The sequence below is a fragment of the Streptomyces sp. NPDC033966 genome (genome assembly GCF_055575955.1).
This window is the reverse complement of sequence record NZ_JBVIRQ010000001.1, coordinates 253,477-280,203: the sequence shown is the minus strand read 5'-3', so window position 1 is coordinate 280,203 and position 26,727 is coordinate 253,477. Positions and strand designations below refer to the sequence as shown.

Genomic DNA, 26,727 nt, shown 5'->3' with positions numbered 1-26,727 from the left:
GGTCGGCACATCCAGCCCCGCCTGGGGGCACCTCCCAGCGGTAGCTGGGGGAGCTTGAGGCGCTGGGGATCTGGGGGCGGAGCCCCCAGGAAGGGGTCCGGGCGCAGCCCGGGGACCGGTGGAAGGGCGGGTAGGGGACCAGCCCCGCGCAGCGGTACCCGGGCTCCGGACCGCGGTTCCGGGCGGCGGTACCCGGGCCCCGGGCCCCGGCTCCGGGCGGCGGCAGCCGCGGCGGTGCCGCCCCGTGGTCGGACCAAGCACCCCCGGGCGGGACCCGCGGCAGCGACGGGCTCGTAGAATCAAAAAATCATGGCCTACCTCGACCACGCCGCGACCACGCCGATGCTCCCGGAAGCCGCTGCGGCGATGACCGCGCAGTTCGCCGCCACCGGTAACGCGTCCTCCCTGCACGCCGCCGGCCGCCGGGCCCGCCGTACCGTCGAGGAGGCCCGCGAGTCCCTCGCAGAGGCGCTCGGCGCGCGCCCGAGCGAGGTGGTCTTCACCGCCGGCGGCACCGAGGCCGACAACCTCGCCGTCAAGGGCCTCTACTGGGCCCGCCGCGACGCCGACCCCGCCCGCAGGCGGGTCCTCGCCAGCCCCGTCGAGCACCACGCCGTCCTCGACGCCGTGCACTGGCTCGCCGAGCACGAAGGGGCCGAGGTCGAGTACCTCCCCGTCGACCGCTACGGCCGGGTGCACCCCGACGACTTCCGGGCGGCAGTCGAACGCAACCCCGACGACGTCGCCCTCGCCACCGTGATGTGGGCCAACAACGAGATCGGCACCGTCATGCCGGTCCGGGAACTGGCCGCCGTCGCGCGGGAGTTCGCCGTACCCCTGCACTCCGACGCCGTCCAGGCCTTCGGGCAGCTCGACGTCGGCTTCGGCGACAGCGGACTCGCCGCCATGACCGTCAGCGGCCACAAGGTCGGCGGGCCCTACGGCATCGGCGCGCTGCTGCTGGGCCGCGACCAGAGCCCCGTCCCGGTCCTGCACGGCGGCGGCCAGGAGCGGCACGTCCGCTCCGGCACCCTCGACGTGCCGGCCATCGCCGCCTTCGCGGTGGCGGCCGTACTCGCCGCCGAGCGGCGCGAGCGGTTCGCCGCCGAGGTCGGCGCCCTGCGCGACGAGCTGATCGCGGCCGTGCTGGCCGCCGTCCCCGACGCCGTCCTCGGCGGTGACCCGGTGGACCGGCTGCCGGCCAACGCCCACTTCAGCTTCCCCGGCTGCGAGGGCGACTCGCTCCTGCTGCTGCTGGACGCGCAGGGCATCGAGTGCTCCACCGGCTCCGCCTGCACCGCGGGGGTCGCCCAGCCCAGCCACGTCCTGCTGGCGGCGGGCACGGACCCGCGGCTGGCCCGCGGCACCCTGCGGTTCTCCCTGGGCCACACCTCCACCAAGGAGGACGTCGCCGCCGTCGCCGCCGCCATCGGCCCCGCCGTGGAACGCGCCCGCACCGCCGGCCTCAGCTAGCCGCCGCCCCCAGCTCCTGCCGGACCATGCGGATGTAGCGGTCCCAGTCCCAGTGCGGGCCGGGGTCCGTGTGGTCGGCGCCCGGGACCTCGTTGTGCCCCAGGATGTGCTTGCGGTCCGCCGGTATGCCGTACCTCCGGCAGACGTCGGCGGCCAGCCGGGCCGAGGCCGCGTACATGGCGTCGGTGAAGTCCCGGGGGCTGTCGACGAAGCCCACGTGCTCGATGCCGACGCTGCGCTCGTTCATGTCCCGGTTCGCCGCGTGGAAGGCCACGTCCAGCTCGCGCACCATCTGCTCCACATGGCCGTCCTGGCGCACTATGTAGTGCGCCGACGCCTTGTGCCACGGGTTCTTGAAGGCGTCGACCGAGGACTCGAAGCCGCCCTGTGTGACATGGACGACGATCCGGTCCACCCGGTAGTCGTCGGGCCGGTCTGCGAGCCGCCAGTTCGCCGGCGAGGCCGCCGTCCAGCTCGCGCCCGCGTAGTCGAGCTCGCCCTCCTTGCGCGGCTTGGACACCCCCGGCAGCAGCCACCAGGCCCGCCCGATCTCGTCCCGGGCCGCGAAGCCCGCCGCCGCGAGGACCCCCAGCCCGCCCAGGAGCACAGCCCGCCGCGTCCTGCGCGGCCCCTTCTCCACCTGCTCGGTCATGTGATCCACCCCCCACAGCCGATAACGCGCTGTGACCCCGCCCGGTTCCCCGTACTCTGGACGGTGCTATGACTGAGAACCTGCCGCGCACCGCCCGCCCCCTCCGCGTCCTGGCCGCCATGTCCGGCGGCGTGGACTCCGCCGTCGCCGCCGCCCGGGCCGTCGAAGCCGGGCACGACGTCACCGGGGTCCACCTGGCGCTCTCCGCGAACCCCCAGTCCTTCCGGACCGGCGCCCGCGGCTGCTGCACCATCGAGGACTCCCGCGACGCCCGCCGCGCGGCCGACGTCATCGGCATCCCCTTCTACTGCTGGGACCTCGCCGAGCGCTTCCGCGAGGACGTCGTCGAGGACTTCATCGCCGAGTACGAGGCCGGGCGCACCCCGAACCCCTGCCTGCGCTGCAACGAGAAGATCAAGTTCGCGGCGCTGCTCGACAAGGCCCTCGCGCTCGGCTTCGACGCCGTCTGCACCGGCCACTACGCCACCGTCGTCGAGAACGCCGACGGCTCCCGCGAGCTGCACCGCGCCTCCGACATGGCCAAGGACCAGTCCTACGTCCTCGGCGTCCTCGACGAGAAGCAGCTGGCCCACGCCCTCTTCCCGCTCGGCGACACGATCACCACCAAGGGCGAGATCCGCGCCGAGGCCGAGCGGCGGGGCCTGGCCGTCGCGAAGAAGCCCGACAGCCACGACATCTGCTTCATCGCCGACGGCGACACCCAGGGCTTCCTCGCCCAGCGCCTCGGCAAGGCCGAGGGCGACATCGTCGACGGGACCACCGGCGAGAAGGTCGGCACCCACGAGGGCGCCTACGGCTTCACCATTGGCCAGCGCAAGGGCCTGCGCATCGGCCACCCGGCCCCCGACGGCAAGCCCCGCTACGTCCTCGACATCTCCCCGGTGAACAACACCGTCACCGTCGGCCCCGTCGAGGCCCTCGACGTGACCGCGCTCACCGCGATCCGCCCCCGCTGGTGCGGCTCCACGCCCGCCGCCCCGGGCACCTACACCGCGCAGCTGCGCGCCCACGGCGGCGAGACCGAGGTCTTCGCCGAGGTCGTGGACGGCGAGCTGCGCGTCACCTTCACCGACCCGGTCCGCGGCGTGGCGCCCGGCCAGGCGATCGTCCTCTACGACGGCACCCGCGTGGTCGGCTCCGCCACCATCGCCACCACCACCCGGGCGGCGGCCACCGCCACGGCTCAGGCCGTCTAGCCGACCGTCAGGACGATCTTGCCGGTGGTGCGGCCCCGCTCGCCGATCTCGTGGGCCTGCGCGGCCTGCTCCAGCGGCAGGACCGTGTCGATGACGGGCCGCAGCCTGCCCTCCTCCACCAGGGCCGCGATCTCCGCCAGGCCCCGGAAGTCGGGCTCGACCAGCGTCCAGCCGGTGCGGAAGCCCTCCGCGCCCGCCGGCACGTCGTCCGGGGAGGGCAGGGTCACCAGGTGCCCGCCGGGCTTGAGGACCTTGAGCGAGCGCGCGCCCTCCTCCCCGCCGAGGGAGTCGATCACCACGTCGACGTCCGAAACCGCCTCGGTGAAGTCGGCCGACCGGTAGTCGATCAGCTCGTCGGCCCCCAGTTCGCGCAGCAGGCCGTGCTTGGCCTCGCTCGCCGTGCCGATGACGTAGGCGCCCCGCGCCTTGGCGATCTGCACCGCGAGGTGGCCGACGCCGCCCGCCGCGGCGTGGACCAGCACCCGCTGACCGGGGGTGACGCCGGCCGTGTCCACCAGCGCCTGCCAGGCGGTCAGCGCCGCCAGCGGCAGTGCGGCCGCCTGCACGTGGTCGAGGGAGGCGGGCTTGCGGGCGAAGTGCCGGGCCGCGCCCACCACGTACTCCGCGTAGCCGCCCGCCTGCCGCGGGAAGCCCGGCATTCCGTACACCTCGTCGCCGGGGGCGTAGAGGGTCACGCCCGGGCCGACCGCCTCGACGGTGCCGGAGACGTCCCAGCCCACGATCGGGGTCTCGCCCCAGGCGATCAGGGCGCCGCTGGCCCGGGTCTTCCAGTCGACGGGGTTCACGCCGGCCGCGTGGACGCGTACCAGGATCTCGTTGAGGCCCGGCTCCGGCCGCTCGATCTCCCGCTCGACCAGGGTCTCGGGGCCGCCCCATCCGTTCACGACGATCGCGCGCATCTCTGTCTTCCTCATTCCATGGGATTTCGTCCGATACCGGGTCCTCCCCGGCGACACGTTCCACACTCGGGCATCCCGGGGCGGCATGGTATTGGCCTGATGGCCAGGGTGTGACAGGATCTGGCCATGGACGGCGCACGGAAAACGACAGCGGGAGCCGCGAACGGCCGGCGCCCGCACCGGGTCGCGGTGCTCGCCCTGCCCGGTGTGCCCCCCTTCGAGCTGGGCATTCCCTCCCGGGTCTTCGGCAGCGCCCTGGACGAGGCCGAGCAGCCCCTGTACGAGGTCACCGTCTGCACCGCCGACGGCGGCCCCGTCCTCAGCGACGCCGGGTTCACGGTGCAGCCCGCCGCCGGACCCGAGGCCCTCGCCGCCGCCGACACCGTGATCGTCCCGCCCACGCACGCCATGCCCGAGCTGGCCCGGGGCGGCCCGCTGCCCCTCGAGGTCACCGCGGCCATCGCGGGGATCCGTCCCGGCACCCGGCTCGTCTCCATCTGCACCGGCTCCTACGTGCTCGCGGCGGCCGGGCTCCTCGACGGCCGTCCCGCCACCACCCACTGGAACCTGGCCCCCGAGTTCCGCCGGGCCTACCCCCGCGTCCAGGTCGACGAGGAGGTGCTCTTCGTCGACGACGGCGACGTCCTGACCTCCGCGGGCGTCGCCGCCGGGGTCGACCTGTGCCTGCACCTGATCCGCCGCGACCACGGGACCACCGTCGCCAACCGGGCCGCCCGCATCTGCGTCGTACCGCCCTGGCGCGACGGCGGGCAGGCCCAGTACATCGACCGCCCCGTCCCCGCCCCCACGGTCGCCACCACCACGGCCACCCGCGCCTGGGCCCTGGAACGCCTCGCCGAACCGATCAGCCTCGCCGAGCTCGCCGCCCACGCGCGGATGAGCCTGCGCACCTTCACCCGCCGGTTCCGCGACGAGGTCGGCATGACCCCCGTCCAATGGCTCACCGGACAGCGTCTGGAGGTCGCCCGCCAGCTGCTGGAATCCAGCGACCTGCCCGTGGACCTGGTCGCGCACCGCTCCGGCTTCGGCTCCGCGAACTCCCTGCGCCAGCACATGCGGACCGCCTTCGGGGTCTCCCCGATGGCCTACCGGCGCACCTTCGGCCCCCACACCATGACCTCCGGGGTAATCGCCACGGCCGGCGCCCGCTGACAGCATCGGGGCAACGGCCGGGACCGCCCGGCGCACCGACAGGGGAGGCCCACATGACCGCGTACGCCATCGCCCACCTGCACCGCCCGACCGTCAACGAGGACGTCCTGCGCTACATCGAGGAGATCCAGGCGACCATGGACCCCTTCGGCGGCCGCTTCCTCGTCCACGGCAAGCAGGTCGAGGTCATGGAGGGCCCCTTCCCCGGCACGGTCGTCGTCATCGGCTTCCCCGACATCGACCGGGCCCGCGCCTGGTACGCCTCCGACGCCTACCAGGCCATCCTCCCGCTGCGCACCGGCCACATCCCCGGCACCGCCTTCCTGGTCGAGGGCGTCCCCGCCGACTACGACGCCACCGGGCGGGCCGGCGCCCTCCGCGAAGCCGCCGGACTCTGACCCCGTCGGGCCGGAGCCGCGGACCGAGGCGGCGGCGGGGCCCGGGCGGATGCGAGCATGGCGGTATGCCTACTCACGTGATCACCGGTGCCGGTTCCGGCATCGGCGCCGCCGTCGCCGCCCGCCTGCACGCCCGCGGCGACGACCTCGTCCTGCTCGCCCGCGACGCCGCCCGCGCCCGGCAGCTCGTCGAGCGCTACCCGGGCGCGCGGACCCTCGTCGGCGACCTCGCGGACCCCGACCGGCTGTCGTGGGCGTTCTCCAAGCAGCCCATCCCCGAGCGCATCGACTCCCTCCTGCACATCGCAGGGATCGTCGACCTCGGACCGGTCGGCGAGCTCCGCCCCAAGACCTGGCACCAGCAGCTCAACGTGAACCTGATCGCCCCCGCCGAGGTCACCCGGCTGCTGCTGCCCACCCTGCGCGCCTCCAAGGCCACCGTCGTCTTCGTGAACTCCGGCGCCGGCCTCACCGCCCACGCCGACTGGAGCGCGTACGCCGCCTCCAAGCACGGGCTGAAGGCCCTCGCCGACTCCCTGCGCGCCGAGGAGAAGGCCAACGGCATCCGCGTCACCTCCGTCTACCCCGGCCGCACCGCCAGCCCGATGCAGGCCAAGGTGCACTCCCAGGAGGGCAAGGAGTACGATCCCGAGCGCTGGATCGACCCCGAGTCCGTGGCGACCACCATCGTCATGGCCGTCGACCTGCCGCGCGACGCCGAGGTCAACGACCTGTCCGTGAGGCCCGGCCGATGACAGCGAGCGCCACCGGCGTCGGCTCGCTGCCCGGCGGCGACGCCCGCGAGGCCGCCAAGACCGCGACGGGGTCCTTCGAGGACTTCCCCTACCTGCCCGAGCTGCCCGCGCGCGGGCCCGGCGCGGACATGATCGGCCGCTCCCTGGGGCTGCTCGTCGACATGTACGCGCACGTCGAGCCGAGCGGCTGGCGGGTCAGCGACCGCCCCGGCCGCGACACCCGCCGCGCCCGCTCCTGGCTGGGCGAGGACCTCGACGCCCTGGAGGAGTTCACCCAGGGCTACACCGGCAGGCTGAAGGTCCAGGCCGTCGGCCCGTGGACGCTGGCCACCGCCCTCGAACTGCACGGCGGCGAAGCCGTCCTCCAGGACGCCGGCGCCTGCCGCGACCTGGCCGGATCCCTCGCCGAGGGCCTGCGCGACCACCTCGCCGACGTACGCAAGCGCATCCCCGGCGCCGAGATCGTGCTCCAGTACGACGAGCCGTCGCTCACCGCCGTACTGCTCGGCCGGGTCCGCTCCGCCAGCGGCTACCGCACCTACCGGGCCGTCGACCGCCAGGTGGTCGAGAGCACCCTGCGCGACCTCTTCGCGGTGCACGACGGAGAGGTCGTCGTGCACTCCTGCGCGCCCGACGTCCCCTTCGCGCTGCTGCACCGGGCCGGCGCCACGGGCGTCTCGTTCGATTTCTCCCTGCTCACCGAGCGCGAGGACGACGCCATCGGCGAGGCCGTCGAAAGCGGCCTGAAACTCTTCGCCGGAGTGGTGCCGGGCACCGATGCCCCGTTGTCAGACCCGGGCGGTAGCGTCATGGGTGTCAGGAAGCTTTGGCGCAGGCTGGGACTGGCCCCGGGGACTCTCGCCGAGTCCGTCGTGGTCACCCCGTCGTGCGGTCTGGCGGGCGCCTCGCCCGCGTACGCCCGCGCGGCGCAGGCCCATTGCGTCAGGGCGGCGAGGTCGCTCGCCGACAACCCTGAGTGACGGTCGAGGACGGGCCACGGGAGGACACGGCATGGCAGCCGAACAGCAGGACACGGCAGTACCGACGGCGGCGCGCGAGCAGCACCAGCTGCTCGCCGAGCAGGTCGAGGAGCACCGCTTCCGGTACTACGTGAACGACCAGCCGGTCGTCAGCGACGCCGAGTTCGACCAGCTGCTGCGCTCGCTGGAGGCCCTGGAGGAGCAGTACCCCGAGCTGCGCACGCCCGACTCGCCCACCCAGAAGGTGGCCGGGGCGTACGAGACGGACTTCGCCTCCGTGGAGCACCGCGAGCGGATGCTCTCCCTCGACAACGCCTTCGACGACGAGGAACTGTCCGCCTGGGCCGACCGGGTGGCCCGGGACGTGAACACCCCGGACTACCACTACCTGTGCGAGCTCAAGGTGGACGGCCTCGCCGTCAACCTCACCTACGAGAACGGCCGCCTCACCCGCGCCGCCACCCGCGGCGACGGCCGCACCGGCGAGGACATCACGCCCAACGTCCGCACCATCGCCGAGATCCCGGACCGCCTCAAGGGGGACCGGGTCCCGGCCCTCGTCGAGATCCGCGGCGAGGTGTACTTCCCGATGGAGAAGTTCGAGGAGCTCAACGCCCGGCTCGTCGAGGCCGAGGGCAAGCCCTTCGCCAACCCTCGCAACGCGGCGGCCGGTTCGCTGCGCCAGAAGGACCCCAAGGTCACCGCGACCCGCCCGCTGCACATGGTGGTGCACGGCATCGGCGCCCGCGAGGGCTTCGAGATCGAGCGTCAGTCGCAGGCGTACGAGCTGCTGCGGGAATGGGGCCTGCCCACCGCGCAGCACAACAAGGTCGTCTCCTCCCTGGCCGAGGTGCGCGAGTTCATCGCCCACTTCGGCGAGAACCGGCACTCCGTGGAGCACGAGATCGACGGCGTCGTCGTCAAGCTCGACGAGATCGCCCTCCAGGGCCGGCTCGGCTCCACCGCCCGCGCCCCCCGCTGGGCCATCGCCTGGAAGTACGCCCCCGAAGAGGTCAACACCAAGCTCGTCGACATCAAGGTCGGCGTCGGGCGCACCGGGCGCGTGACCCCGTACGCCCAGGTGGAGCCGGTGACGGTGGCCGGCTCCGAGGTCGAGTTCGCGACCCTGCACAACCAGGAGGTCGTCAAGGCCAAGGGCGTCCTCATCGGGGACACCGTCGTCCTGCGCAAGGCCGGCGACGTGATCCCCGAGATCCTCGGCCCCGTCGTGGACCTGCGGGACGGCACCGAGCGGGAGTTCGTCATGCCGGCCCTCTGCCCCGAGTGCGGGACGGAGCTGCGCCCGATGAAGGAGGGGGACATCGACGTCCGGTGCCCCAACGGGCAGACCTGCCCCGCGCAGCTGCGGGAGCGCCTCTTCTACCTGGGCGGCCGGCAGTCCCTCGACATCGAGAACTTCGGCATGGTGGCCGCGGCCGCCCTCACCGGGCCGCTGGAGCCGGCGCAGCCGCCGCTGCTGGACGAGGGCGACCTCTTCGACCTCACCATCGAGCAGCTGCTGCCCATCAAGGCGTACGTCCTGGACCCGGACAGCGGACTGCCCAAGCGGGACCCGAAGACCGGCGAGGAGAAGATCGTCACGGTCTTCGCCAACCAGAAGGGCGAGCCGAAGAAGAACGCCCTGGCCATGCTGGAGAACATCGCGGCCGCCAAGGAGCGCCCGCTGGCCCGGATCATCAACGGCCTGTCGATCCGGCACGTCGGCCCGGTCGCCGCGGAGGCGCTCGCCCGCGAGTTCCGCTCGATCGAGCGCATCGAGCAGGCCACCGAGGAGGAGCTGACGGCCACCGAGGGCGTCGGGGCGATCATCGCCGCCTCCCTCAAGGAGTGGTTCGCCGTCGACTGGCACCAGGAGATCCTGCGCAAGTGGCGGGCGGCCGGCGTGCGGATGGAGGAGGAAGGTTCCGCCGAGGAGGAGGGGCCGCGCCCGCTGGAGGGCCTGACCGTGGTCGTCACCGGCACCCTTCAGAACCACACCCGCGACGGGGCCAAGGAGGCCCTGCAGAGCCGCGGGGCCAAGGTCACCGGCTCCGTGTCGAAGAAGACCTCCTTCGTCGTCGTCGGCGACAACCCCGGCTCGAAGTACGACAAGGCCGTACAGCTCAAGCTCTCGATCCTCGACGACGCCGGCTTCGAAGTGCTCCTCGAACAGGGGCCCGACGCCGCACGCGAGGCCGCGCTCCCGCTGGAGGGCGGTGCCGGAGCCGGGGACGGGCAGTAACCCGCACGGGAGTCGTCCAGGGGGCGGCGTAGGCGAACGGATGCATGGCGCCCGGCCGTACGGGCGGGCGCACGCCGGGCGCGGTTCCCGGTGGTAAACGGCCGGTACAGGGCTGGTCGAGGGGCGATGAGCTGTCGGATCATCGGACGGGTGACGGGGGGGCCTGGTCCAAACTCACCCGTTCGGCGGATACCGTACTGATGAGGATGGCTGGGCCGCATTCGGGCAACCACCGCCGACCGCTGCCCCTGGGAGCCTCTCGCGTCCTACTGTTGTGGGGTGCGCCTGTCGTGCGCGGCTGCCTGATGCGCTTTCAGCCGTGATGGCATGACATCGGGGCCATCGCGTGACATCGGCATCGCCGGCTGTGAGAGGGACGGGCATGAAACCCACCGAAAGCGCCGACCCGTCACCTGAATCCGGCGGGGAGACCCCGCCCGTGCGGGCGGGCCGGCTCGGTGTCCTGGGTGCCAGGACACCGGAGACCCGCGCCCTCGACACCGGAGCGGGCGTACCGGGACAGGAGCGGCAGCGCACCGTGCTGCCCCTCGCCCTCGTCGGCTTCGCCGCCGTGGTGCTCGCCGCCGGCATCACCTCCGCACTGACCGACCGTCAGGCGCTCTTCCCCGGCGGCTCCGTGGGGTGGGGTCTCGCCCTGCTCACCGGCATCATCGTCGGCCACCTCGTCGCCCTGGGCCGCGACCGCTGGTGGGGCGGCACCGGATCCGGTGCGGCACTCACCCTCGGCGTCCTGATCCTCTACGGCTGGATCCCCGCCGGACTCGTCTCCCTGGCGGTGGTCTCCCTCGTCGGGGCCGCGCGCCGGCAGCGCTGGCGGCAGGGCCTGCTGCACGGCTCCGTCGACATCCTCGGCATCGGCGCGGGGGCCCTCGTACTGGCGGCCTTCGGCGACGCGCCGAGCGTCGAGAGGCCGTGGCTGCCCATGGACTGGGACCTGTCGGCCGCCCCCGAGGTGGTCCTCGTCGCCCTCGCCTACCTGCTCGTCACCCGGATCCTGCTGTGGTTCGCGCTCACCCCGCGCGGCGGCGGGCTGCCCACCATGGCCCGCGCGACCATCCTGCGCCAAGCCCTGGTCGCCGCGGCCCTGCTCGGCATCGCCCCGCTGATCTGCGTGGTCGCCAGCACCCGGCCGGTGCTGCTGCCGCTGTTCGCCGTACCGCTCATCGCCCTCGACTCCACCCTGTGGATCGCCCGGGCCCGCGCCGAGGAACAGCTGCGCGACCCGCTGACCGGGCTGCCCAACCGGCAGTGGCTGCTGGAGCGGGCCTGGTCCGCACTGGACGAGGCCGAACGCCAGGGCACCCGGTCGGCCCTCGTACTGATCGACCTGGACCGCTTCCGCGCCGTCAACGACACGCTCGGCCACCTCGCGGGGGACCGGCTGCTGCTCCAGATCGCCGAGCGGCTGCGCCAGGCGCTCCCGGCCGAAGCCGAGGCGGCCCGGCTCGGCGGCGACGAGTTCGCCGTGCTCCTGCCCACCACCGACTCCACCACCAGCGCCCAGCGCGTCGCCCGCAACCTGGTCGCCGAGCTCAGCTCCCCGCTGGACCTCGACGGCCTCACCCTGGTCCTGGAGGCCAGCGCCGGCCTCGCCGTCTTCCCGGACCACGCGCTGGACGCGGAGGGCCTGCTGCGCCGCGCCGACGTGGCCATGTACCAGGCCAAGCGGGACCGCACGGGCGTCGAGGTCTACGAGTCCAAGCGCGACAGCAACACGCCCGACCGGCTCGGCCTCCTCGGCGACCTCCGCCGGGCCCTCGACGCCGGCGAGGTGGAACTCCACTACCAGCCGAAGGTCCGCTTCGACGGCCAGGTGGCCGGCCTGGAGGCACTGGTCCGCTGGGTGCACCCCGAGCGCGGGCGGGTCTCGCCGGACGAGTTCATCGCGATCGCCGAAACGTCCGGGCTGATGCCGCACCTGACGGAGTACGTCCTGGAGACGGCCCTCGCCCAGGTCGCCCGGTGGCGGGCGCAGGGCCTGAAGGTCCCGGTCGCCGTCAACGTCTCGCCGCGCGACGTCCACACCCCCGGGTTCGCGGGAGCCGTCGCCGCCCGCCTGGCCCGGCACGGGGTCCCGGCCAGCGGTCTCCAGCTGGAGATAACGGAACACGTCCTGCTGGAGGACCCGCAGCGGGCCGCCGACACCATGGCCGGGCTGACCGGCCACGGCGTCAAGATGTCCCTCGACGACTTCGGCACCGGCTACTCCTCGCTGGTGCACCTGCGCCGGCTGCCGGTGAGCGAGCTGAAGATCGACCGCTCGTTCGTCGCCCGCCTCGCGGTGGACGCCCAGGACGCGGAGATCGTCCGCTGCACGGTCGACCTGGCCCACTCCCTGGGCCTGCTGGTGGTCGCCGAGGGCGTGGAGGACGACGAGACCTGGGAGCGCCTGCGGGACCTGGGCTGCGACGCGGTCCAGGGCTGGCTGGTCGCCGCCGCCATGCCGCCGCAGGAGGCCACCGCCTGGCTGCTGGCCCGCGGCGAGCGCGGCTGGCGCCGCCCGGCCGACATCACCGCGGAACTCGCCGCCACGGCCACCGCGGAAACCCCGGCCCAGTAGCCGCCGCCCGCCGCTGAAATCAGCCCCGCCGGCGATTGAGGCGCGGGGTCCGGGGCGGAGCCCCGGGGAACGGTGGAAGGGAGGGTGGGGGACCGCTCCGCGCAGCGGTCACCCGCCCGTGCCGCAGGCCCCCGGCAAACCGTTTACCGGGTCCCGGGGTCGGCCCCATAGGATTGGGACCGAAACCTACACACTCACCACCCCCAGAGGATCGCTGCATGCCTGGCATCACGCGCGAGGAGGTCGCCCACCTCGCTCGGCTGGCACGTCTGGAACTGAAGAGCGAAGAGCTCGACCACTTCGCCGGACAGCTCGACGACATCATCGGCGCGGTCGCCCGCGTTTCCGAGGTCGCCGACCAAGACGTCCCGCCGACCTCCCACCCGCTGCCGCTGACGAACGTCATGCGCGCGGACGAGGTCCGTCCCTCGCTCACCCCCGAGCAGGCGCTTTCCGGCGCTCCCGCCCAGGAGCAGCAGCGTTTCAAGGTGCCGCAGATCCTGGGGGAGGACTAATCACCATGGCTGACACCAACATCATCAAGCTCACGGCCGCCGAGACCGCCGAGAAGATCGCCTCCGGCGAGCTCACGGCCGTCGAGGTCACCGAGGCCCACCTCGCGCGCATCGAGGCGACGGACGAGAAGGTCAACGCCTTCCTGTACGTCGACCGCGAAGGCGCCCTGGAGCAGGCCCGCGCCGTCGACGCCAAGCGCGCGGCCGGCGAGAAGCTCGGCCCGCTGGCCGGCGTCCCGCTCGCCCTCAAGGACATCTTCACCACCGTCGGGGTCCCGACCACCGTCGGTTCGAAGATCCTCGAAGGCTGGATCCCGCCGTACGACGCCACCCTGACGCGCAAGCTCAAGGAAGCCGGCGTCGTCATCATCGGCAAGACCAACATGGACGAGTTCGCCATGGGGTCCTCCACCGAGAACAGCGCCTACGGCCCCACCGGCAACCCCTGGGACCTCACCCGGATCCCCGGCGGCTCCGGCGGCGGTTCCGCGGCCGCGCTCGCCGCCTTCCAGGCCCCCCTCGCGATCGGCACGGACACCGGCGGCTCCATCCGCCAGCCCGCCGCCGTCACCGGCACCGTCGGCGTGAAGCCCACCTACGGCGGCGTCTCCCGTTACGGCATGGTGGCCTTCTCCTCCTCCCTCGACCAGGGCGGCCCGTGCGCCCGTACGGTCCTGGACGCGGCGCTCCTGCACGAGGTCATCGCCGGACACGACCCGCTCGACTCCACCTCCATCGACGCCCCGGTCCCGCCGGTCGTCGAGGCCGCCCGCAACGGCTCCGTCGCCGGCATGCGCGTCGGTGTGGTCAAGCAGTTCGCCGGCGAGGGCTACCAGGCCGGCGTCGTCCAGCGCTTCAACGAGTCGGTGGAGCTCCTCAAGGAGCTCGGCGCCGAGATCGTCGAGCTGGACTGCCCGTCCTTCGACCTCGCCATGGCCGCGTACTACCTGATCGCGCCGTCCGAGGCCTCCTCCAACCTGGCCCGCTTCGACGCCATGCGCTACGGCCTGCGCGTCGGCGACGACGGTACGAAGTCCGCCGAGGACGTCACCGCCCTGACCCGCGAGGCCGGCTTCGGCGACGAGGTCAAGCGCCGCATCATCCTCGGCACGTACGCGCTCAGCTCCGGCTACTACGACGCGTACTACGGCTCCGCCCAGAAGGTCCGCACGCTCATCACCAAGGACTTCGAGAAGTCCTTCGAGCAGGTCGACGTGATCGTCTCCCCGACGACCCCGACCACCGCCTTCGCGATCGGTGAGCGCACCGACGACCCGCTGGCGATGTACCTCGCGGACCTGTGCACCATCCCGACCAACCTGGCCGGCAACTCCGCCATGTCGCTGCCCTGCGGCCTGGCACCGGAGGACGGTCTCCCGGTCGGGCTGCAGATCATCGCCCCGGCGATGAAGGACGACCGCCTGTACAAGGTCGGTGCCGCCGTAGAGGCCGCCTTCGTCGAGCGCTGGGGTCACCCGCTGCTTGAGGAGGCTCCGTCGCTGTGAGTTCCAGTGCACTGTCCAAGGCCAAGGGCTTCAAGAAGTCCAAGTCCGGCACCTACCTGTCGATCGGTACCACCGCTTTCGGTGCCATCAGTGTGATCAAGCAGGCCCGCAAGGCCCGCACCGAGCACGACACGCTGAAGCTCGTCGACGCCGTTGTGTCCGCCGCCGCCATCGTCACCGGCCTCGCGATCCTGTACCGCGAGCTGAAGCGCCTCGGCGACGACGACGTCCTGCTGGGCTGAGAGGGAAAGTTTCACCGTGACCACCTTCACCGAACTGCTGTCGTACGAGGACGCCCTCGCGTCGTACGACCCCGTCATGGGCCTCGAGGTCCATGTCGAGCTCGGCACCAAGACCAAGATGTTCTGCGGCTGTTCCACCGAGCTGGGCGCCGAGCCCAACTCGCAGACCTGCCCGACCTGCCTCGGTCTGCCCGGCTCCCTCCCGGTCGTCAACGCGATCGGCGTCGAGTCCGCCATCAAGATCGGTCTCGCGCTGAACTGCGAGATCGCCGAGTGGTGCCGCTTCGCCCGGAAGAACTACTTCTATCCGGACATGCCGAAGAACTTCCAGACCTCCCAGTACGACGAGCCCATCGCCTTCAACGGCTACCTGGACGTCCAGCTGGAGGACGGCGAGATCTTCCGCGTGGAGATCGAGCGCGCCCACATGGAGGAGGACACCGGCAAGTCGCTGCACGTCGGCGGCGCCACCGGCCGTATCCACGGCGCGTCCCACTCCCTGCTGGACTACAACCGTGCCGGCATCCCGCTCATCGAGATCGTCACCAAGCCCATCGAGGGCGCGGGCGAGCGGGCCCCCGAGGTCGCCAAGGCGTACGTCGCCGAGCTGCGCGAGGTCATCAAGGCGCTCGGCGTCTCCGAGGCCCGCATGGACAAGGGCCAGATGCGCTGCGACGTCAACCTGTCGCTGCGCCCGACCCCCGAGTCCGAGTTCGGCACCCGCAGCGAGACGAAGAACGTCAACTCGCTGCGCTCCGTCGAGCGCGCGGCCCGCTTCGAGATCCAGCGCCACGCGGCGGTGCTCTCGTCGGGCGGCTCGATCGTGCAGGAGACCCGGCACTTCCACGAGGAGGACGGCTCCACCACGGCCGGCCGCATCAAGGACAACGCCGAGGACTACCGCTACTTCCCCGAGCCGGACCTGGTCCCCGTCGCCCCGGCCCGCGCCTGGGTCGAGGAGCTGCGCGGCGGGCTGCCGGAGATGCCGCGCGTGCGCCGCAACCGCCTCCGCGAGGAGTGGGGCGTCAGCGAGCACGACATGCAGTCGATCCTCAACGCGGGCGCGGTGGACTCCATCGTCGCCACCATCGAGGAGGGCGCCGACTCCGCCGCCGCCCGCAAGTGGTGGATGGGTGAGCTGGCGCGCAACGCCAACGAGCAGGGCGTCTCGGTCGACGAGCTGCCGATCACCCCGGCCCAGGTGGCCCGTATCGCGGCCTTGGTCGCGGCCGGCGACCTGAACGACAAGCTGGCGCGCCAGGTCATCGAGGGCGTCCTCGGCGGCGAGGGCACCCCGGACGAGGTCGTCGACAAGCGCGGCCTGAAGGTCGTCTCGGACGAGGGCGCGCTCGGCGCGGCCGTGGACGAGGCCATCGCGGGCAACGCGGCCATCGCCGACAAGATCCGCGGCGGCAAGGTCGCCGCCGTCGGCGCCCTGGTCGGCGCGGTCATGAAGACCACCCGCGGCCAGGCGGACGCGGCCCGCGTCAAGGAGCTCATCCTGGAGCGCCTCGGCGTCGAGGGCTGATCCCCCGGCAGTCCCTGACGAAGGCCCCGCACCGGACACCGGTGCGGGGCCTTCGCCGTGTCCGGGCGCGGTCGGCGCCATGTCCGGATGTGACGGGGAATCGTCATTGCCGCCACGCGGGAGCCGCGTGAGGATGGGGTCATGCCCACTTCGCACCGGGTCGTCATCGCGGTCTTCCCCGATGTCGACCTCCTCGACGTCACCGGCCCGGCCGAGGTCTTTGCCCTGGCCAACCGGGAGACCGATGGGCGGGCCGGCTACGAGGTCACCCTCGCGGGGCCCGCCGCCGGACCGGTGCGGACCTCGGCCGGGGTGCGGCTGTTCGCCGACACCGCCTTCGGCGAGGTCGGCGGGCGGGTGGACACCCTGCTGGTGCCCGGCGCGGTCGACATGACCGAGGCCGGACCGGTCGCCCGGATCGACGACACCGTCGTGGCGTGGGTGCGGGAGACCGCCCCGCACGCCCGGCGGGTGGCGTCGGTGTGCGTGGGGGCGCACCTGCTGGCGGCGGCGGGGCTGCTGGACGGGCGGACGGCGACCACCCATTGGTCGACCGCCGCCCAGCTGGCGGCCGAGCATCCGGAGGTCGTGGTCGACCCCGATCCGATCTTCGTACGCGCCGACCGCGGCCGGCTGTGGACCGGGGCGGGGATCAGTGCCTGTCTGGACCTGGCGCTGGCCCTCGTCGCGGAGGACCTGGGCGAGCAGACCGCGCTGGCGGTGGCCCGGCAGCTGGTGATGTACCTCAAGCGGCAGGGCGGCCAGAGCCAGTTCTCGGTGCCGCTCAGCCGGCCGGCCGCCGGCCGCCGGGACATCGACGACCTGCGGCTGTGGATCGCCGACCACCTCGACGCGGACCTGTCGGCGCCGGCGCTCGCGGCCCGTATGTGCCTGAGCGAGCGGCACTTCGCCCGTGTCTTCACCCAGGAGACCGGCACCACTCCCGCCGCCTACGTCGAAGCGGCCCGGATCGAGGTGGCCCGGCGCGTGCTGGAGACCACCGACAGCCCGCTCGACCAGGTCGCGGCCGCCGCCGGCCTCGGCTCGGCGGAGACCCTGCACCGGGCCTTCCGCCGGCAGCTCGCCACGACCCCGGCGGCCTACCGCCGCCGGTTCCGTACGCAGGCCGGCTGACCCGCACCGACCCGTTGGAGCAGGAGGAGCGGCTTCGCCATGCCTTCTTCCGTGCAATTTCTCCCTTTTGAAAGGTTTTCCATGAGCGCGAACAGCATGAACAGCACGAACGCGAACACGGACGCGACCAGGAGCGCTGCCTCCGCGACCCTGCGCGACGTGAGCGGGCTGGACGGGCGTCCGGCCCGGCTGGCGGACTCCGTCCTGGTGATGATCGACTTCCAGAACACCTACCGGACCGGCGTGATGGCCCTGGACGGCGCGGAGGAGGCGCTCGCGGCGGGCGCGCGGCTGCTGGAGCGCGCCCGCGCCGCCGGGGCGCCGGTGGTCCACATCGTCAACGACGGCGGCGTGGGCACCCCGTACGACATCCGCGCCCGCATCGGCGCCATCAGCGACGAGGTTGCCCCGGCCGGGGGTGAGCCGGTGGTGGTCAAGCAGGTCCCGAACGCCTTCCACGCCACCGAGCTGGAGAAGGTCCTCGCCGGCCTGGGGTTCGGTGCGGGCAGCGGCAAGGACCTGGTGCTCGCCGGGTTCATGACGCACATGTGCGTCACCTTCACCGCCGAGGGGGCCTTCTACCGCGGCTACCGGCCCACCGTGGTCGCCGAGGCCACCGCCACCCGCTCCCTGGCCGCCCCGGACGGCACGGTCCTGCCCGCCGCGGCCCTCCAGGCCGCCGCCCTGACCACGGTCACGGACCTCTTCGGGCTGGTGGTGCCGGGGGTGGACGACCTTCTGTAGCGATCGCTACTTAAATCGGGTAGGTTTCTTTCTGTAGCGACCGTTACCGAAAGAAGCAGGGGGATCCGCATGTCCGCGACCACGTCCAGGGCCCGCCAGGCCCACCAGGCCCCGGCCCACTACGCCCGCACCGTCCGCACCGGGAGCGGCGGCCCCGGCCTGCTGCTGGCCCACGGGGCGGGCGGGTCGGTGGAGGCCAACTTCGGGCCGCTGCTGGACGCGCTGGCCGCACGGCACAGCGTCGTCGGCGTCGACTACCCCGGCGCCGGGGACACCCCGAAGTCCGGGGAGCCGCTGAGCCTCGACGAGCTGGCCGACCAGCTGGTGGCCGCCGCGGACGCCGAGGGGCTGGAGCGGTTCGCCGTGCTCGGCTACTCGCTCGGCGGGAGCGTGGCCGTCCGGGTCGCCACCCGGTACCCCGAGCGGGTCACCGCGCTCGTGCTCACCGCGAGCTTCGCGCGGGCCGGCCACGGCTTCGGGCTGATCGGGGAGCTGTGGTCCGAGCTGGGCCGGCGCGGTGAGAACGAGCTGCTCGCGCGGCTCCTCGTACCGCTCGTGCTCAGCGAGGAGCAGCTGGAGGCGCTGAGCCCCGAGCAGCTGGAGGGCGCGGTGCGGGGGACCGCGTCCACGGTGACGCCCGGGAGCGGGGACCAGGCCGCCCTGATCAAGGGGACGGACCAGCGCGCGGAACTCGCGGGGATCGGCGTACCGGCCCTGGTCGTCGAGACGACCCGGGACCGGCTCGTGCCGAGGGCGGTCCAGCGGGAGCTGGCGGACGCCCTGCCGGGCGCGCGGCGCGCGGAACTGCCCACCGGGCACCTGCCGTTCGCCGAGCGCCCCGCGGAATGGGCCGCCCTGGTCACGGAGTTCCTCAGCGGGCGTCCGGCGCGCTGAGGAAGGCCAGGCGGGCCGGCTTCGCCGGGAGGTGGACCTCCGGCAGGTCGATCTCCGGCAGCTCGACCTCGGGGCCGAGCTCGAAGCCGGTCCGCTCCAGCAGGGCGATCGCCTTGGCGTTGCGGGCGTCCGGTTCAGCGACGACGCGGCGGGTGGCGGGGTCGGAGAACACGTACGCGATGAAGGAGCTCATCAGGGCCCCGGTGAAGCCGTGCCGGACGCCGCTCCGGCTGGGGCCGATCAGCAGGTGCACGCCGACGTCCCCGGGCCGGGCGTCGTAGCACTCGCTGACCCGGTCCTCGGCGCATTCGTACGTCTGGAAGAGCGCGACCGGCTCGCCGTCGCGGTGGACCATGAACGCGTGGTGGGTGGTGCGGCGGTCGACGTCCTCGTAGATCTCCTGGACGAGCTCGCGGCTGGCCTCCGTCATGCCCCAGAAGCGCGCCCGCTCCTCGGTGACCCAGGCGTGGATCAGCGCGGAGTCGGCGGCGGGGTCGACGGGGGTGATGGTGACCGTCCCGAAGCCCTCGACGTGCCGGGTGTGGACGGGCGTACGGGTGGATGCGGACGCGGATGCGGCGGCGGAGCCGGTGATCATGCGGATTCCTTGGTGAGGCGGGCCCAGTCGGTGACGACGGGGACGAGTTCGCAGCGGGCCCAGAGGGGGAGCTGGTCGCGGTGGTGGGGGGAGCCGGTGACGCCGTCCGCGCCCAGCGGGACCGCCCAGAGGCTGTCCTCGCGGCGGGCCAGGTCCCAGACGTAGCGGGCCGCGGAGGCGCGGGCGGCGCGGTCGGTGAACCCGGGCACGGAGGAGGTGGCGTTGACGCAGTCGTGGTCGCCGCCCAGGCCCGGCCATTCGGCGTCCGGGTCCGGCAGCGCCGACCAGGGTGCGAGGAGGTGGAGCCGCGACCAGGGGGTGTCGTGGGCGCCGGCCTCGGCCGTCTCCTCCAGCGCGGCGCGCACGTGCGCGGCGCGGTCGAGGCCGGGGAGGAGGGGGGTGGTGAGCAGGCCCTCCAGGGCGTAGCCGACGCGGGGCAGGAGGTACAGCCAGGGGTGGAAGACCTCCGGGCCGGCGGGGGCCGGGGCCAGGCCGGCGAAGACGGGGTCGGCGGCGAGGCGGCGTACGGTCGCGCTCCGGAAGGCGGCGAAGGCGGCGGCGTCGGTGCTGCCTGCCGCCATGTGCCGGTCCCAGGCGAGGAGCCGCTCCCGGAGCCGGGCGGCGGCGGGGGAGAGGCCGTCGGGGGCGGGCAGCAGTGCCAGCAGCGGTCCCGCGGAGCCCAGGTAGTCGTCCGCGTGTACGTCGGCCATGGCCTTCGGGGACCAGTCCGCCGAGCCGCTGAGCAGCTCCCGGATCCGGTCGGCGCGGTGCGGGGGCGCGAACTCCACGCCGAGGGGGGACGCGATCCCGCGTGCGTTGGCCATGACGGCGAAGCCCTGGACCGGCTCGGCGGGGGTGGGCGCCCAGCCCTGCCAGGCGTGCCGGGCGTCCCAGGCGGGCACCGGCCGGAGCCGGTTCGAGCCGTCGCGCAGCGGGACGGCGCCGGCGACGCGGTGCAGCAGGCCGCCCTCGGAGTCGGCGGCGTGGACCACGTTGACCGGCTCGGCCCAGCTGTCGAGGGCGCGGTCCACGTCGGCGACGGTACGGGCGCGGAGCAGGGCGGGCAGTGCGGCGAAGCCCAGGTCGCGGCGGACGCGCGGCGGGTAGCGCAGGGCGAGGGCGTCGGCGCCTTCGGGGACGAGGCCGTCGGCGTCAGCGCGGACGACGACCGGGCCGCGCGGGGTCTCCAGGACCTCCACCTCGACGTCGGCGGCGCCGGCCACGGCGATCGTCTCGGTGTGCCGGGCGACGGGCTCCCAGGTGCCGTCGGGGCCGAGCGCCTCCAGGCCGTCGCCGGCCGGGCGCAGCCGCTCCGCGTAGAGGTCCTGGTAGTCGGCCATGGCGTTGGTGATGGCCCAGGCGGCACTGCCGGTGTGGCCGAAGTGGGCGAGGCCGGGGACGCCGGGGACGGCCAGGCCGAGGACGTCGTACTCGGGGCAGGCGAGGCGTATCTGCTGGTAGACGCCCGGGTCTTCGATGAACCGGTGCGGGTCGCCCGCGATGATCGCCGCGCCGGTGGCGGTCCGGTCGCCCGGGACCAGCCAGCCGTTGCTGCCGGCGGTGCCGGGGCCGTCGGTGGCGAAGAGGGTGGCGGCGCCGTCGCCGAGGACGCGGGCGGCGCGCTCGCGCCAGAGCTTGGTGGCGAACCCGGCGAAGAGGATGTGGGTGGCGATCCAGACCGACAGCGGGACCCAGGGTTCCCAGGGGGCGGGGGTGTGGCCGGTGCGGGCGAAGCGCTCGTCGCGGGCGGCGCCTTCGGCGAGCCCGGAGTTGACGCCGTCGACGTAGGCGCGCAGCCAGGCGGCGGTCTCGGGGTCGAGGGCCTCGTGGCAGCGGCGGGCGGTGTCGTCGAGGCGGGCCTGGCGGGCGAAGCGGTCCCAGGGGACGCAGTCGGCGCCGAGGAAGGCGGCGCTGGAACCCTGTGCGCGGTGCCGCTCGACTTCGAGCTGCCAGGCCCGGTCGAGGGCGGTGACGCGGCCCTGCGCGTAGGAGAGGTGGATCGGGTCGGAGGCGCGCAGGTGCGGGATGCCCCAGCTGTCGCGGTAGACCTCATAGGGCTCTGTAGTCACACTGCTCACATCTCCCCAGGCATCTTAGGTTAGGCTGCCCTTACTATAAGGGTGTCAGGGGGAGGGGCGGACATGGCGGTCGGCAAGGGCTGGGAGGGCGTGGTCCTCAAGCTGCTGCGCGGCAAGGACTTCACGTTCACGGTCACCGGGGTGGAGGAGGTCACCGAGCACTTCCGCCGGGTCCGCTTCAGCGACGGCGGACTGCTGGCCGCCGCGGGCGCCTCCCTGCACCCGACCATGTGGGTCCGGGTCTGGTTCCAGGGCGGCAGCCGTCCGCACCAGCGGGCCTACACGCTGGTGGACCCCGACCCGGCGGCCGGGACCTTCGCCTTCGAGTTCGCCCTGCACGACGGGCTGGCGAGCCGGTGGGCGCGCACGGCCGCACCGGGGGACACCCTGGAGGCCACCGTCCAGGGCACCGGCTTCACGGCGCCGGACCCGGAGCCGAAGCGGCTGCTGGTGATCGGAGACCCGGCCTCCCTGCCGGCCGTCAACTCCCTGCTGGACGCCTACCCGAGCACCCCGGCCACCATCTGGTTCGAGACCCAGCACGACTCCGACGCGGAACTGCCCGTACGCGCCGACCCGGGCCGGCACGACCTCCGGCGGGTGGCGCGCGACGGGTCGGCGCTCGCCGAGCGGGTGCGGTCCGAACTGCCGGAGCTGCTGGGCCCGGACCCGGCCGACGCGTACGTCTGGCTGGCCTGTGACACGGCCACCACCCGGGACCTGGCGGGATACCTCAAGAAGGAACTGGGCCTGCCGAAGCAGCGCGTGAACAGCCTGGGCTACTGGCGCGCCGCCTGAGGCAGGGCTACGCGCCGACCGTGCCGTCGACGGCCTCGCGGAGGAAGTCGGCGTGGCCGTTGTGGCGGGCGTACTCGTGGATCATGTGGAGTATCACCAGGCGCAGCGAGGCCTCCTGCTCCCACTTCGCGACGTACGCCGTCACCTCCAGCGACTCGGCGGCCGCCTCGACGGCGCGCGAATGCTCCACCTCCGCCTCCCAGGCGGCGAACGCCTCGGCGCGGGTCGCGGCCGTGGCGTCGTACGCGGCCTGGAAGTCGTGGTCGTCGGACCACAGGTGCGGTACGTCGGCGCCGCCGATCGTGCGCCGGAACCAGTGCCGCTCCACCTCGGCCATGTGCCGCACCAGCCCCAGCAGGGACAGGGTGGACGGCGGCGAAGCCTGCCGCCGCAGCTCCTCGTCGCCGAGCCCCTCGCACTTCCAGGCGAGCGTGGCCCGGTGGTAGTCGAGGTAGGCCCGCAGCGTCTCCCGCTCCCCGCCGGTCAGCGGCGGCCCTGTGCGTCCGGTGTTCTCCATGTGGAGCTCCTCTCCCGTGTCAGGCCGTCGGGGACGGCCAGATGTAAGGCGTCGTCACCCCGAGTACGCCGAAGCCCAGGCGTTCCAGGATCGGGCGGCTGTCGTCCGAGGCGTCCACCTGGAGGTAGGGGATGTTCCGGGCCGCCGCCACACGGGCCCGGTGGGCCACCAGCAGGCGGTAGATGCCGCGGCCGCGCCACTCCGGGGCGGTGCCGCCGCCCCACAGGCCGGCGAAGGCGCTGCCCGGCCGCATCTCCATCCGGGCCGCGCTGACCGGGACGTCCCCCGCCATCGCCAGCACGGCCTCGATGGTCTCCGGCTCGTCCCGCAGCAGCGTGAGCATCTGCTCCCGGATCCGGGGCCGCTCCGTGCCGAAGGCCCGGTGGTGCACCTCCATCATCAGGTCCACCCCCGCCTCGTCCGTCACCACCCGCAAGGTGATCCCCTCCGGCGGCTCCACCGGCAGGGAGGCGAGGTCGGCCGTGCGCGCCACCACGAGCGTCTCCGGCGGCTCCGGCACGAACCCCGCCGCGCGCAGCCGGTCCCCGAGGTCCGCCGGGCGGTCGTGGGAGTACAGCTTCCACTCGAACTCCGGCCCGCCCCCGTCCTCCCCGCGCGCCCCGAAGTACGCCACCTGCGCGGCGATCTCCGCGTCCGCGGTGTCCTCGTCGAGGTCCGACCAGAGCACGCCGTTCCAGCCGAGCCCCGGCACGGTCTGGCGTACCACCCGGCCCACCCGCTCCACCCGCGCGTGCGCGGCGTCGGGCTGCGCGTCGCGCCGCATCTCCGCGTCGTAGCGGTCGCGCACCTTCAGCAGTTCATCAAGGTCCATCGTCATGCGGGCCAGCTGATCAGCTGCGGGGCCGTGCGTACAACTGCATTAGCCTCACCCCGTGAATGACGACGACTCCGCCATCTACACCGGCAAGGCCACCCCCGACGCCGCCACCGACCGGGGCTGGCTCCTCGGCCACTTCAAGAGCCCCGGCGATCCCCGCCACAGCGGGGACGTCGAGATCAAGTGGGGGGTCCACCCCAAGGGCGAGGAGCGCGGGCGGTGGGTGACCGGCGAGCGCCGCACCGCCCTCCAGGTGCTGATCAGCGGCCGGTTCCGGCTGGAGTTCCCCGGCCGCACCGTGGTCCTCGCCGAGCAGGGGGACTACGTGGTCTGGGGGCGCGGGGTCGACCACTCCTGGTACGCGGAGGAGGACGCGGTGGTCCTCACCGTGCGCTGGCCCTCGCTCCCCGGCTACCGGGCCGACGAGCCGTCCGCCCCGGAGCACCAGTGACCAAGGTCCCGTATCCCGCCACAGACCTGTGACGATGCACACGAAACCAGCCAACGATCACGAAAGGCTGGAATCGTGTCAATCGAGGTGTAGACCACCCTGGCCGCGGCGGACCTCGCGGCCGAACCTTCACAAGTTCACGAGTTCATGAGTTCTTTGCGTCGGGCTACCTCCCGGTGAAGATCCGAACCACCAGGGAGCACGTCCGTTGGCAGCAATCGCACGGTGGTGCCTGCGGCACCGACTGGTCACCGTCCTGATCTGGCTGCTGGCCCTCGGCGGGACCGCCGCGGCCGCCGGAGCGGCCGGCACCGCGTTCTCCAACGACTACGAGGTCCCCGGCACGGAGTCCGCCCAGGCCCACGCCCTGCTGCGCGAGGGCTTCCCCGGCCAGGGCGGCGACACCGACACCATCGTGTGGCGGGCCCCGGACCACCGGACGGCACGCACCCCGGAGATAGAACAGCGCATGACCCGGGCCCTGGACGCCGTCGCGGCCCTGCCCGGGGTGGCATCCGTCGCGAGCCCCTACGCACCGGGCCCCGCCGGCGCCGCGCAGATCAGCCCCGACGGCCGCACCGCCTACGCGGTGGTCACCTTCGACCGGCCGGCCGACTCCGTGCCCAAGGCCCAGGCCAAGGCCGTCGTCGACACCGCGAAGAACCCCGCCACCCAGGCCGACGGCCTCCAGGTCGAACTCGGAGGCCGCGCCATCGGCCTGACCGAGGCACCCAGCGCCCACCTCGCCGAGATCATCGGCGTCGGCATCGCCGCCCTGGTCCTCTTCCTCGCCTTCGGCTCCCTCGCCGCGAGCCTGCTGCCCATCGCGACCGCCCTCGTCAGCGTCGGCAGCGCCTACTTCGGCATCACCCTCCTCGGGCACGCCATGCCCGTCGCCGACTTCGCCCCGATGCTGGGCACCCTCGTCGGACTCGGCGTCGGCATCGACTACGCCCTGTTCATCGTCACCCGGCACCGCAAGGGCCTGGCGCGCGGCCTCACCGTCGAGGAAGCCGCCGCGAGCGCCGTCGCCACCACCGGCCGGGCCGTCGTGTTCGCCGGGGCCACCGTCTGCATAGCCCTGCTCGGCATGCTGGTACTGCGGCTGAACTTCCTCAACGGGGTCGCGATCGCCGCGTCCCTCACCGTGATCCTCACCGTGGCGGCCTCCGTCACCCTGCTGCCCGCCCTCCTCTCGTACATCGGCATGCGGGCCCTCTCGCGCCGCGAACGGCGCAAGCTCGCCGCTGAGGGCCCCCGGCCCCAGCCGCCCACCGGGTTCGCCGCGCGCTGGTCGGCCTTCGTGGAACGCCACCCCAAACTGCTCGGACTGGCCGCGGCCCTGGTGATGGCCGTGCTCGCGCTGCCGACCCTCTCGCTCCACCTCGGCACCTCCGACCAGGGCAACAACCCGGCCACCTCCACCACCCGCAAGGCGTACGACCTGCTGGCCGGCGGTCCCTCCCAGACCGGAGGCCCTGGGGAAGGCTTCGGGCCCGGCATGAACGGCCCGCTCAGCGTCGTCGCCCGGCTCGACGGGGCAGGCGACCGCGTCGCCTTCGAGCGGCTGGCGGAAGCCCTGCGCACCACCGAGGGCGTCGCCTCCGCCGGCCCGGCCGTCTTCAACCGCAGCGGGGACACCGCCGTCCTCACCGTCGTCCCCGACTCCGCCCCGCAGTCCCGGGCCACGAGCGAACTGGTCGACGACCTCCGCCGGGACGTCATCCCCCGCGCCGCCCACGGCAGCACCATGGACGCCCACGTCGGCGGGGTGACGGCCGGCTACGACGACTTCGCCGAGGTGATCGTCGGCAAGCTGCCGCTCTTCGTCGGGGTGGTCATCGCGCTCGGCTGCGTCCTGCTGCTGCTCGCCTTCCGTTCGATCGGCATACCGCTCAAGGCCGCCGCCATGAACGTCGCCGCCGTCGCCTCCTCCTTCGGCGTCGTCGTCGTGATCTTCCAGTGGGGCTGGGGGAGCGAACTGCTGGGCCTGGGCAGCGCCGGCCCGATCGAGCCCTTCCTGCCGGTGATCATGGTGTCGGTGCTCTTCGGGCTCTCCATGGACTACCAGGTCTTCCTGGTCAGCCGGATGTACGAGGAGTGGCTGGAGACCGGCGACAACAGGCGGGCCGTCCGGGTGGGCCTCGCCGAGACCAGCCGGGTGATCAACTCGGCCGCCGTCATCATGATCTCCGTCTTCCTGGCCTTCGTGCTCAGCGGCGACCGGCTCATCGCGATGTTCGGCATCGCGCTCGCCGCCGCCGTCGCGCTCGACGCCTTCGTCCTGCGCGCCCTGCTCGTCCCGGCGCTCATGCACATGCTCGGCGGTGCGAACTGGTGGATCCCCGCCTGGCTCGACCGCCGGCTGCCCCGCATCAGCATCGAGCCGCCGGAACGCGCCGCTGCCCGTGCGACACTTCCGTCGCAGCGGCCGGACGCGGACCACGTCGAACCGGCCCGCACGTCCCGCTGACCGGTCACGAGCCGTAAGGAA

At 73.3% G+C, this 26,727-nt stretch carries 24 protein-coding genes; 18 read left to right on the top strand and 6 right to left on the bottom strand.

Annotated features, from left to right (window positions below):
* Nucleotides 1-309: 309 nt before the first annotated feature.
* Nucleotides 310-1,473, top strand: coding sequence for a cysteine desulfurase family protein (locus ACZ518_RS01330; RefSeq protein WP_469110985.1), 1,164 nt, complete (start codon nt 310-312; stop codon nt 1,471-1,473).
* On the opposite strand, the gene ACZ518_RS01325 is transcribed toward ACZ518_RS01330, so the two are convergent.
* Nucleotides 1,466-2,125 (bottom strand): N-acetylmuramoyl-L-alanine amidase, encoded by a 660-nt coding sequence (locus ACZ518_RS01325; RefSeq protein WP_469110984.1) that lies wholly within the window; start codon nt 2,123-2,125, stop codon nt 1,466-1,468. The two genes, ACZ518_RS01330 and ACZ518_RS01325, sit on opposite strands and share 8 nt — an antisense overlap.
* 68 nt (nt 2,126-2,193) lie before the next feature.
* On the opposite strand from ACZ518_RS01325, the gene mnmA reads away from it, so the two are divergent.
* Complete coding sequence (mnmA, locus tag ACZ518_RS01320; RefSeq protein WP_469110983.1) at nt 2,194-3,342, top strand: tRNA 2-thiouridine(34) synthase MnmA; 1,149 nt, start codon at nt 2,194-2,196, stop codon at nt 3,340-3,342.
* Here mnmA and ACZ518_RS01315 read toward each other — a convergent pair.
* The gene (locus tag ACZ518_RS01315; RefSeq protein WP_469110982.1) at nt 3,339-4,262 is read right to left on the bottom strand and encodes an NADP-dependent oxidoreductase; all 924 of its coding nucleotides are present in this window, start codon (nt 4,260-4,262) and stop codon (nt 3,339-3,341) included. The two genes, mnmA and ACZ518_RS01315, sit on opposite strands and share 4 nt — an antisense overlap.
* A gap of 126 nt (nt 4,263-4,388) precedes the next feature.
* Between ACZ518_RS01315 and ACZ518_RS01310 the strand changes: the two genes are divergently transcribed.
* The 13 genes from ACZ518_RS01310 (at nt 4,389) to ACZ518_RS01250 (ending at nt 18,953) form a co-directional block, all read left to right on the top strand.
* Nucleotides 4,389-5,435: a GlxA family transcriptional regulator gene (locus tag ACZ518_RS01310; RefSeq protein WP_469110981.1), complete on the top strand. Its 1,047-nt coding sequence runs from the start codon at nt 4,389-4,391 to the stop codon at nt 5,433-5,435.
* Nucleotides 5,436-5,488: 53 nt separating this feature from the next.
* A complete protein-coding gene (locus tag ACZ518_RS01305) occupies nt 5,489-5,833 on the top strand; it encodes a DUF1330 domain-containing protein (RefSeq protein ID WP_469110980.1) in 345 nt (114 codons plus the stop codon).
* Nucleotides 5,834-5,898: 65 nt separating this feature from the next.
* On the top strand, nt 5,899-6,588 hold the full coding sequence (locus ACZ518_RS01300) for an SDR family oxidoreductase (protein WP_469110979.1): 690 nt from the start codon (nt 5,899-5,901) through the stop codon (nt 6,586-6,588).
* Nucleotides 6,585-7,568, top strand: coding sequence for a methionine synthase (locus ACZ518_RS01295; protein WP_469110978.1), 984 nt, complete (start codon nt 6,585-6,587; stop codon nt 7,566-7,568). The genes ACZ518_RS01300 and ACZ518_RS01295 overlap by 4 nt, the downstream gene beginning before the upstream one ends.
* Nucleotides 7,569-7,599: 31 nt before the next feature.
* A complete protein-coding gene (gene ligA / locus ACZ518_RS01290; RefSeq protein ID WP_469110977.1) occupies nt 7,600-9,810 on the top strand; it encodes an NAD-dependent DNA ligase LigA in 2,211 nt (736 codons plus the stop codon).
* A gap of 382 nt (nt 9,811-10,192) precedes the next feature.
* Nucleotides 10,193-12,391, top strand: a complete 2,199-nt coding sequence (locus tag ACZ518_RS01285; RefSeq protein ID WP_469110976.1) for a putative bifunctional diguanylate cyclase/phosphodiesterase — start codon at nt 10,193-10,195, stop codon at nt 12,389-12,391.
* A gap of 218 nt (nt 12,392-12,609) precedes the next feature.
* The gene (gatC, locus tag ACZ518_RS01280) at nt 12,610-12,906 is read left to right on the top strand and encodes an Asp-tRNA(Asn)/Glu-tRNA(Gln) amidotransferase subunit GatC (RefSeq protein ID WP_007266718.1); all 297 of its coding nucleotides are present in this window, start codon (nt 12,610-12,612) and stop codon (nt 12,904-12,906) included.
* Nucleotides 12,907-12,911: 5 nt separating this feature from the next.
* Nucleotides 12,912-14,411, top strand: coding sequence for an Asp-tRNA(Asn)/Glu-tRNA(Gln) amidotransferase subunit GatA (gatA, locus tag ACZ518_RS01275; RefSeq protein ID WP_469110975.1), 1,500 nt, complete (start codon nt 12,912-12,914; stop codon nt 14,409-14,411).
* Complete coding sequence (locus ACZ518_RS01270; RefSeq protein WP_030236124.1) at nt 14,408-14,653, top strand: hypothetical protein; 246 nt, start codon at nt 14,408-14,410, stop codon at nt 14,651-14,653. The genes gatA and ACZ518_RS01270 overlap by 4 nt, the downstream gene beginning before the upstream one ends.
* 16 nt (nt 14,654-14,669) lie before the next feature.
* Nucleotides 14,670-16,181 (top strand): Asp-tRNA(Asn)/Glu-tRNA(Gln) amidotransferase subunit GatB, encoded by a 1,512-nt coding sequence (gatB, locus tag ACZ518_RS01265; protein WP_469110974.1) that lies wholly within the window; start codon nt 14,670-14,672, stop codon nt 16,179-16,181.
* A 141-nt stretch (nt 16,182-16,322) separates the two neighbouring features.
* Nucleotides 16,323-17,315, top strand: coding sequence for a GlxA family transcriptional regulator (locus tag ACZ518_RS01260; RefSeq protein WP_469110973.1), 993 nt, complete (start codon nt 16,323-16,325; stop codon nt 17,313-17,315).
* 81 nt (nt 17,316-17,396) lie between these two features.
* The gene (locus tag ACZ518_RS01255) at nt 17,397-18,059 is read left to right on the top strand and encodes an isochorismatase family protein (protein ID WP_469110972.1); all 663 of its coding nucleotides are present in this window, start codon (nt 17,397-17,399) and stop codon (nt 18,057-18,059) included.
* A 69-nt stretch (nt 18,060-18,128) separates the two neighbouring features.
* Complete coding sequence (locus tag ACZ518_RS01250; RefSeq protein WP_469110971.1) at nt 18,129-18,953, top strand: alpha/beta fold hydrolase; 825 nt, start codon at nt 18,129-18,131, stop codon at nt 18,951-18,953.
* On the opposite strand, the gene ACZ518_RS01245 is transcribed toward ACZ518_RS01250, so the two are convergent.
* Together ACZ518_RS01245 and ACZ518_RS01240 are read right to left on the bottom strand one after the other, a co-directional pair.
* A complete protein-coding gene (locus tag ACZ518_RS01245; RefSeq protein ID WP_469110970.1) occupies nt 18,931-19,551 on the bottom strand; it encodes a GNAT family N-acetyltransferase in 621 nt (206 codons plus the stop codon). The genes ACZ518_RS01250 and ACZ518_RS01245 overlap by 23 nt on opposite strands.
* Entirely contained in the window at nt 19,548-21,620 is a 2,073-nt protein-coding gene (locus ACZ518_RS01240) for a penicillin acylase family protein (protein WP_469110969.1), read from the bottom strand. The genes ACZ518_RS01245 and ACZ518_RS01240 overlap by 4 nt, the downstream gene beginning before the upstream one ends.
* Before the next feature lie 72 nt (nt 21,621-21,692).
* Here ACZ518_RS01240 and ACZ518_RS01235 point away from each other — a divergent pair, with 72 nt between their 5' ends.
* Nucleotides 21,693-22,427: a siderophore-interacting protein gene (locus ACZ518_RS01235; protein ID WP_469110968.1), complete on the top strand. Its 735-nt coding sequence runs from the start codon at nt 21,693-21,695 to the stop codon at nt 22,425-22,427.
* Nucleotides 22,428-22,434: 7 nt separating this feature from the next.
* On the opposite strand, the gene ACZ518_RS01230 is transcribed toward ACZ518_RS01235, so the two are convergent.
* Together ACZ518_RS01230 and ACZ518_RS01225 are read right to left on the bottom strand one after the other, a co-directional pair.
* Nucleotides 22,435-22,944 carry a DinB family protein gene (locus ACZ518_RS01230; protein WP_469110967.1) on the bottom strand — a complete coding sequence of 170 codons (510 nt, stop codon included), beginning with the start codon at nt 22,942-22,944 and terminating at the stop codon, nt 22,435-22,437.
* A 19-nt stretch (nt 22,945-22,963) separates the two neighbouring features.
* Nucleotides 22,964-23,776 carry a GNAT family N-acetyltransferase gene (locus tag ACZ518_RS01225; protein WP_469111653.1) on the bottom strand — a complete coding sequence of 271 codons (813 nt, stop codon included), beginning with the start codon at nt 23,774-23,776 and terminating at the stop codon, nt 22,964-22,966.
* A gap of 61 nt (nt 23,777-23,837) precedes the next feature.
* Here ACZ518_RS01225 and ACZ518_RS01220 point away from each other — a divergent pair, with 61 nt between their 5' ends.
* Nucleotides 23,838-24,233, top strand: a complete 396-nt coding sequence (locus ACZ518_RS01220) for a cupin domain-containing protein (RefSeq protein WP_469110966.1) — start codon at nt 23,838-23,840, stop codon at nt 24,231-24,233.
* 208 nt (nt 24,234-24,441) lie between these two features.
* Complete coding sequence (locus ACZ518_RS01215; protein WP_469110965.1) at nt 24,442-26,706, top strand: MMPL family transporter; 2,265 nt, start codon at nt 24,442-24,444, stop codon at nt 26,704-26,706.
* Nucleotides 26,707-26,727 lie beyond the last annotated feature (21 nt).

What these genes read in the sequence shown, in the direction of transcription:
- ACZ518_RS01330 (WP_469110985.1), top strand. Translation starts at nt 310, where the DNA reads ATGGCCTACCTCGACCACGCCGCGACCACGCCGATGCTCCCGGAAGCC.
- ACZ518_RS01325 (WP_469110984.1), bottom strand. Translation starts at nt 2,125, where the DNA reads ATGACCGAGCAGGTGGAGAAGGGGCCGCGCAGGACGCGGCGGGCTGTG.
- mnmA (WP_469110983.1), top strand. Translation starts at nt 2,194, where the DNA reads ATGACTGAGAACCTGCCGCGCACCGCCCGCCCCCTCCGCGTCCTGGCC.
- ACZ518_RS01315 (WP_469110982.1), bottom strand. Translation starts at nt 4,262, where the DNA reads ATGCGCGCGATCGTCGTGAACGGATGGGGCGGCCCCGAGACCCTGGTC.
- ACZ518_RS01310 (WP_469110981.1), top strand. Translation starts at nt 4,389, where the DNA reads ATGGACGGCGCACGGAAAACGACAGCGGGAGCCGCGAACGGCCGGCGC.
- ACZ518_RS01305 (WP_469110980.1), top strand. Translation starts at nt 5,489, where the DNA reads ATGACCGCGTACGCCATCGCCCACCTGCACCGCCCGACCGTCAACGAG.
- ACZ518_RS01300 (WP_469110979.1), top strand. Translation starts at nt 5,899, where the DNA reads ATGCCTACTCACGTGATCACCGGTGCCGGTTCCGGCATCGGCGCCGCC.
- ACZ518_RS01295 (WP_469110978.1), top strand. Translation starts at nt 6,585, where the DNA reads ATGACAGCGAGCGCCACCGGCGTCGGCTCGCTGCCCGGCGGCGACGCC.
- ligA (WP_469110977.1), top strand. Translation starts at nt 7,600, where the DNA reads ATGGCAGCCGAACAGCAGGACACGGCAGTACCGACGGCGGCGCGCGAG.
- ACZ518_RS01285 (WP_469110976.1), top strand. Translation starts at nt 10,193, where the DNA reads ATGAAACCCACCGAAAGCGCCGACCCGTCACCTGAATCCGGCGGGGAG.
- gatC (WP_007266718.1), top strand. Translation starts at nt 12,610, where the DNA reads ATGCCTGGCATCACGCGCGAGGAGGTCGCCCACCTCGCTCGGCTGGCA.
- gatA (WP_469110975.1), top strand. Translation starts at nt 12,912, where the DNA reads ATGGCTGACACCAACATCATCAAGCTCACGGCCGCCGAGACCGCCGAG.
- ACZ518_RS01260 (WP_469110973.1), top strand. Translation starts at nt 16,323, where the DNA reads ATGCCCACTTCGCACCGGGTCGTCATCGCGGTCTTCCCCGATGTCGAC.
- ACZ518_RS01255 (WP_469110972.1), top strand. Translation starts at nt 17,397, where the DNA reads ATGAGCGCGAACAGCATGAACAGCACGAACGCGAACACGGACGCGACC.
- ACZ518_RS01250 (WP_469110971.1), top strand. Translation starts at nt 18,129, where the DNA reads ATGTCCGCGACCACGTCCAGGGCCCGCCAGGCCCACCAGGCCCCGGCC.
- ACZ518_RS01245 (WP_469110970.1), bottom strand. Translation starts at nt 19,551, where the DNA reads ATGATCACCGGCTCCGCCGCCGCATCCGCGTCCGCATCCACCCGTACG.
- ACZ518_RS01235 (WP_469110968.1), top strand. Translation starts at nt 21,693, where the DNA reads ATGGCGGTCGGCAAGGGCTGGGAGGGCGTGGTCCTCAAGCTGCTGCGC.
- ACZ518_RS01230 (WP_469110967.1), bottom strand. Translation starts at nt 22,944, where the DNA reads ATGGAGAACACCGGACGCACAGGGCCGCCGCTGACCGGCGGGGAGCGG.
- ACZ518_RS01225 (WP_469111653.1), bottom strand. Translation starts at nt 23,776, where the DNA reads ATGGACCTTGATGAACTGCTGAAGGTGCGCGACCGCTACGACGCGGAG.